Origin of the sequence: Streptomyces sp. Ru72 (genome assembly GCF_002920635.1) — a bacterium.
Taxonomy (GTDB): domain Bacteria; phylum Actinomycetota; class Actinomycetes; order Streptomycetales; family Streptomycetaceae; genus Streptomyces.
On sequence record NZ_PQSR01000187.1, the window covers coordinates 1 to 6246 of the forward strand.

General features: G+C 72.6%; 5 protein-coding genes. 4 read left to right on the plus strand and 1 reads right to left on the minus strand.

What is annotated here, in order from left to right; translation table 11 throughout:
• Positions 1 to 16: 16 nt before the first annotated feature.
• The gene (locus C3488_RS38745) at positions 17 to 481 is read right to left on the minus strand and encodes a cyclic nucleotide-binding domain-containing protein (protein WP_103845516.1); all 465 of its coding nucleotides are present in this window, start codon (positions 479 to 481) and stop codon (positions 17 to 19) included.
• Between the two features lie 289 nt (positions 482 to 770).
• Here C3488_RS38745 and C3488_RS38750 point away from each other — a divergent pair, with 289 nt between their 5' ends.
• The 4 genes from C3488_RS38750 to C3488_RS38765 form a co-directional block, all read left to right on the plus strand.
• Positions 771 to 1658 carry a universal stress protein gene (locus tag C3488_RS38750; protein ID WP_103845517.1) on the plus strand — a complete coding sequence of 296 codons (888 nt, stop codon included), beginning with the start codon at positions 771 to 773 and terminating at the stop codon, positions 1656 to 1658.
• Positions 1659 to 1818: 160 nt separating this feature from the next.
• Positions 1819 to 4197 (plus strand): phosphoketolase, encoded by a 2379-nt coding sequence (locus C3488_RS38755; RefSeq protein ID WP_103845518.1) that lies wholly within the window; start codon positions 1819 to 1821, stop codon positions 4195 to 4197.
• Between the two features lie 293 nt (positions 4198 to 4490).
• On the plus strand, positions 4491 to 5558 hold the full coding sequence (locus tag C3488_RS38760) for a zinc-dependent alcohol dehydrogenase family protein (RefSeq protein ID WP_103845519.1): 1068 nt from the start codon (positions 4491 to 4493) through the stop codon (positions 5556 to 5558).
• 19 nt (positions 5559 to 5577) lie between these two features.
• On the plus strand, positions 5578 to 6246 hold a 669-nt coding region (locus C3488_RS38765; RefSeq protein ID WP_103845520.1), incomplete at its 3' end, for a pyridoxamine 5'-phosphate oxidase family protein.

Genomic DNA, 6246 nt, shown 5'->3' on the forward strand with positions numbered 1-6246 from the left:
AGCCGCTGCGCCCTCGTCAGCCGAAGCTGCCGCTGCCGTAGGGGGCGTACAGGTCCAGCAGCCGGGTGCGTTCGGAGTCGAGGCGGTGGGACAGGATGCCGCCCATCCACTGGGCGACCGAGAAGCCGAGCACCGGATCGTCCTGACACATGGAGCGGACCGCTGCGGCGTCGAACTCGTACGCCCGCACCGGCGTCGTCGTCTCGGCGCCCAGGTGCCAGGCGTGCGCGCCGAACAGCCAGGACCAGCCGAGCAGTTCGTCGTGCCCCAGGGTCTCGATGACGGCGGCGCGCCGGCCGGGCACGTGCAGGTCGAGGTCGACGGTGCCGGAGCGGATGACCCAGAACCGGTCGGCGCGTCCGCCCTGCTCGCACAGGCGCGTTCCCTGCGGGAAGGACACCTCACGGGCGGTGCGCATCAGCCGCTCGCGGTGCGCGAGGGGCAGCGCACGCAGCATGCTGGTGGTGGGGGGAGCGTTCATCACGGCCTCCAGGGGACGGCGTGGGGACCCGACGCTCCCAGCGTGACCCCGCCTCCCGTCCCCGGGCCATGGGCCACCCGGCCCCCGGGCCGGGACGTCCGGCACCGCGCGGGCGACCCCGGCCACCCGCGGTCATGCGCCCGTCCGGGCCCCGGAAGGTGACGGGCCGGGTTCGGGCGACGTTGGGCCGTTGGGCCCGCCGATGGGTCCCTGCGGCCCCTGCGCGCGACGCCGTTCCCGCGCCAGGCTCGACGCAGGGACAGCAGAGCCCGGACAGGAGGTGCGCGAGATGGTCCGGCCCGTGACCGCGGGAGTCGACGCGTCCGACGAGAGCCTCGCGGCCGCCCACTGGGCCGCCCGGGAGGCGCTGCGCCGGGGTGCGCCGCTCCAGGTCGTCCACGCCTGGAGGCGGCAGCCGCTCCCGGCGCCGTCCGGCGGGTGCGGGGACGACCGGCGCGAGGTGGGGGAGCAGATACTGGAGCGGGCCGTGCGCAGCGTTCGCGCCGCGCATCCGGGGCTGGAGGTGGAGGCTCTTCTGCCGGCCGAGTCCCCGGTGACCGCGTTGCTCGCGGCGGCCGAGGACTCGGAGATGCTGGTGCTCGGGTCCCGTGGTCTGGGCCGCGTCGCCGGGTTCGTGGTCGGCTGGGTGTCCCAGCGTGTCGTCGCCAGGGCATCGCGCCCCGTGGTGCTCGTACGCGCCGGTGAGACCTCCGCCGACGAGCACCTGCCGGCCCTGGACGGCGTCTCGCCCGAGGAGATCCCCGAGACGCCCTACCGCGACGTCGTGCTCGGGCTGGACCCGCGGCACCCGCTCGACGAGCCGATCGAGTTCGCCTTCGACTCGGCCCGCCGCCGCGGCACCGCGCTGCACGTGGTCCACGCCGTCGGTGACGTCCATGCGCAGGCGGCGGGCGGACGGGAGGTGCCGGCCGAACAGGAACACCTCGTGAACGCCGCGCTGCGGCCCTGGCGCGAGAAGTTCCCCGGCGTCCCGGTGTCCGAGACCGTCTCCACGGGCCGCCCCGCCCCGCAGCTGGTGCGTGCCTCCACCCGGGCCTGTCTCGTCGTCGTGGGGCGCCGCACGCGGGACGGCCTCTTCGGCCCGCACATCGGCTCCGTCGCGCACGCCGTGCTCCACCATGTGGCCTGCCCGGTGGCCGTCGTCCCGCATGCCTGACACCCGGGCTCGGGACCGCGGTCCGGCCACACGGCCCCGTGCCGCAGCCCGGTCGCCGTCGTCCCCCGGCGCACGGCACCGACGGCGTTCGTATCCCCGCACAACGGGTACCCCAGCCCGCCGCGCCCGATGAACACCCCGACGACGTGTGGAGTCACCGATGCCCGACGCCGAGCACCCCGGCACCGTACTGACCGACGAGGAACTGCACACCCTCGACGCCCACTGGCGGGCCGCCAACTACCTGGCCGCCGGTCAGATCTACCTGATGTCGAACCCGCTGCTGACCGAGCCCCTCAGGCCCGAGCACATCAAACCCCGCCTGCTGGGCCACTGGGGCACCTCGCCCGGGCTGAACCTCGTGTACACCCACCTCAACCGCGTCATCAAGGCGCGCGACCTGAACGCCCTGTGCGTCTGGGGACCCGGGCACGGCGGACCGTCCGTGTTCGCGGGCTCCTGGCTGGACGGCAGCTACAGCGATACCTACCCGGACGTCACACGGGACGCGGAAGGGATGGCGAAGCTGTTCAAGCAGTTCTCCTTTCCGGGCGGTGTGCCCAGCCATGTCGCACCGGACGTGCCGGGCTCCATCCACGAGGGCGGCGAACTCGGCTACTCGCTCGCCCACGCCTACGGAGCCGCCTTCGACAACCCGGACCTGGTGGTCGCCTGTGTGATCGGTGACGGCGAGGCGGAGACCGGTCCGCTCGCCGCCTCGTGGCATTCCGACAAGTTCCTCGACCCCGTCCACGACGGCGCGGTGCTTCCGATCCTCCACCTCAACGGCTACAAGATCGCCAACCCGACCGTCCTGGCCCGGCTCCCCGAGGCCGAACTCGACGAACTCCTGCGGGGATACGGCCACGAGCCGATCCACGTCAGCAGCGACGACCCCCTGCAGGTGCACCGCGCCATGGCGGAGGCCTTCGACGCAGCCCTGGACCGCATCGCCGAGCTGCAGCGCGCGGCACGCGAGGACGAGGCGGCCGAGCGGCCGCACTGGCCGGTGATCGTGCTGCGCACCCCCAAGGGCTGGACCGGGCCCGCCGAGGTGGACGGCGAGCCCGTCGCCGGGACCTGGCGCTCCCACCAGGTGCCGCTGGCGGGCGTCCGCGAGAACCCCGAGCATCTGCGCCAGCTGGAGGCCTGGCTGAAGTCGTACCGGCCCGAGGAACTCTTCGACGCCGACGGCCGCCCGCGCGCCGACGTGCTCGCCTGCGTGCCCTCTGGTGCCCGCAGGCTCGGCGCCACCCCGCACGCCAACGGCGGGCTGCTCGTGCGCGGCCTGCCCATTCCGGCCCTGGACGACTTCGCGGTACCCGTCGAGAAGCCGGGCTCGGCCCTGCACGAACCCACCCGCGTCCTCGGCGGCCTGCTGCGACAGATCATGAAGGACACCGCGCAGCGGCGGGACTTCCGCCTGGTCGGCCCGGACGAGACCGCCTCCAACCGGCTGCAGGCCGTCCTCGACGCCAGCGGCAAGGCCTGGCAGGCCCAGGTGCTCCAGGTCGACGAACACCTCGACCGGCACGGCCGTGTGATGGAGATCCTGTCCGAACACCTCTGCCAGGGCTGGCTGGAGGGCTACCTGCTCACCGGCCGCCACGGGTTGTTCTCCTGCTACGAGGCGTTCGTGCACATCGTCGACTCGATGGTCAACCAGCACATCAAGTGGCTGAAGACCTCCCGGCGGCTGCCCTGGCGCGCCCCCATCGCCTCCCTCAACTACCTGCTGACCTCGCACGTGTGGCGCCAGGACCACAACGGCTTCTCCCACCAGGACCCCGGCTTCGTCGACCACGTCCTCAACAAGAGCCCGGAGGTGGTCCGGGTCTATCTGCCGCCGGACGCCAACACACTGCTGTCCGTCGCGGACCACGCCCTGCGCAGCCGCGACTACGTCAACGTGATCGTGGCGGGCAAGCAGCCGTGCTTCGACTGGCTGTCCCTGGACCAGGCCCGTGCCCACTGTGCGCGCGGCGCCGGGATCTGGGACTGGGCCGGCACCGAGAACGGCGGTGAGCCCGACGTGGTCCTCGCCTGCGCCGGAGACGTGCCGACGCAGGAGGTGCTGGCCGCCGCGCAGCTGCTGCGCCGGCACCTGCCCGAGCTCGCGGTCCGGGTGGTCAACGTGGTCGACATGGCCCGGCTGATGCCGCGCGAGGAACATCCGCACGGCATGTCGGACTTCGAGTACGACGGCCTGTTCACCGCCGGCAAGCCGGTGATCTTCGCCTACCACGGCTACCCGTGGCTGATCCACCGCCTGGCCTACCGCCGCAGCGGCCACCGGAACCTGCACGTGCGCGGCTACAAGGAGGCCGGGACCACGACCACACCCTTCGACATGGTGGTCCGCAACGACCTCGACCGCTACCGCCTGGTCATGGACGTCATCGACCGCGTCCCCGGCCTCGCGGTGCGGGCCGCCTCCGTGCGCCAGCAGATGGCCGACGCCCGCACCCGTCACGAGGCGTGGATCCGCGCTCACGGTACGGACATGCCGGAGGTCGCGGAGTGGACGTGGGCCTCCTGATCCGACCTTGCCGGGGCCGGTGGCCTCCGGAGGGCCGGGATCTCGCCGAGGCTTCGGCAGCGTCCGGGCAGAGCAGGGGCGCGCAGAGGGGTACTCGGAAGGCCCGTCCACTTCCGTTCGTACGGTTCGTTCGGGCCCGGCCGGTGATCGGGGCCGACCGGCCCAAGCGGATCCCCGCAAGGTGGGACAAGCTGGATGTGATGGGGTGGTCCGGCTCAACGCCGGATGTACCGCCGTACCGGCTTCCGGACGGTCCCCGGGCCCCGGCCCGGGGGGAGGAAGGAAGGATCGTCATGAAGGGCTTCGTCTTCCACGGCCCCGGAAAGTCCGCCTGGGAGGATGTCCCGGACCCGGACATCAAGGAATCCACCGACGCGATCGTGCGCGTCGAGACCACCACCATCTGCGGGACGGATCTGCACATCCTCAAGGGCGACGTGCCCGAGGTGCGCCCCGGCACGGTGCTGGGGCACGAGGCGGTCGGCGAGATCGTGGAGGCCGGACGGGACCTGCACGCCGTACAGCCGGGGGAGCGCGTCCTGGTCTCCTCCATCACCGCCTGCGGCCGGTGCGGCTACTGCTGGGAGCGGACGTACGGCCAGTGCCGCGGCGGCGGAGGCTGGATCCTCGGGCACGTCATCGACGGAACCCAGGCCGAGTACGTCCGGGTGCCCCACGCCGACCTGTCCGTGCACGCCATGCCCGGCGCCGTCGACAGCAAGGACGCCGTGCTGCTCGCGGACATCTTCCCCACCGCCTACGAGGTGGGCGTGCTCAACGGACACGTCCGCCCCGGGGACAGCGTGGTCGTGGTCGGGGCAGGCCCCATCGGGCTCGCTGCCATCGCCACCGCCCGGCTGTTCGCCCCCGGGCGGATCGTCGCCGTGGACCCGGCCGCGATGCGGCTGGACGCCGCCAAGGGGCTCGGCGCCGACGCCCTGGCCGACCCCGTCGATGCCCAGGAACTGATCGCCGACCTCACCGACGGACTGGGCGCGGACGTGGTCATCGAGGCGGTCGGCGTGCCGGAGAGCTTCGAGCTGTGCACCCGCGTGGTGCGGCCCGGCGGGCACATCGCCAACGTCGGTGTGCACGGGCGGCCCGTGACCCTGCACCTTGAGGACCTGTGGAGCAGGAACGTCACCATCACCACCGGCCTGGTCGACACCTACTCCACGCCCACGCTGCTGCGGATGGCGGCCGCCGGCCGGCTGCCCACCTCGTCGCTGGTCACGCACACCTTCCCGCTGGACCAGATGGAGGAGGCGTACGACGTCTTCGGCCGGGGCGCCGACACCGGCGCGCTCAAGGTCGTACTGGGTGGGGAGCAGCACGAAGTCGTCGCCGTCCGGGCGACCTGACGGAAGGAAGTGACGCGCCATGCCCACACACGCATCGCCGGACGCGGTGGAGGGTCACCAGGGTCACCACCCACCCGGCAATCTCGGGCGCCGGATCGCCCTGCGGCGCGAGGAACTCGGACTGTCCCGCAAGGAGGCGGCGTGCCGGGCCGGCATGGCCTCCAGCTATCTGCAGTACCTGGAGGAGCAGCCCACCGCCGCGCCCGGCGTCAGCACCCTGCTGAGGCTGGCCGGCGCACTGGAGACCACCGTGCTCGAACTCACCGGCGGGGACGTCGACCTTCCGCCCGGCCTCGGGCAGGCCGGAGGGCACCCGAAGTTCACCGAACTCAGTATCCGGGAGTGCCGGGACCTGCTGTGCACGCACGGCGTGGGGCGGCTCGCGGTGCCCACGGAGTCAGGACCGGTGATCGTCCCCGTCAACTACGGCGTCGTCGGCGACTCGATCGTCTTCAGGACCAGCCCCGAGGCCGTACCCGCACAGGCCGCCGACTCCCAGGTGGCCTTCGAGGTCGACCGTATCGACGGCTCCTTCAGCCAGGGCTGGAGCGTGCTCGTGTGCGGACACGCCCGCACCGTGACGGACCCCGACTCCGTCCGGCGACTGGAGGAGCAGGCGTACAGCACACCCTGGGCGGGCGGACAACGGGACCTGTGGATCCGTATCGATCCCCGCAGAATCACCGGA

Excerpts from the sequence above, each read along its gene's own strand:
- C3488_RS38745 (WP_103845516.1), bottom strand. The coding sequence starts at position 481 with ATGAACGCTCCCCCCACCACCAGCATGCTGCGTGCGCTGCCCCTCGCG.
- C3488_RS38750 (WP_103845517.1), top strand. The coding sequence starts at position 771 with ATGGTCCGGCCCGTGACCGCGGGAGTCGACGCGTCCGACGAGAGCCTC.
- C3488_RS38755 (WP_103845518.1), top strand. The coding sequence starts at position 1,819 with ATGCCCGACGCCGAGCACCCCGGCACCGTACTGACCGACGAGGAACTG.
- C3488_RS38760 (WP_103845519.1), top strand. The coding sequence starts at position 4,491 with ATGAAGGGCTTCGTCTTCCACGGCCCCGGAAAGTCCGCCTGGGAGGAT.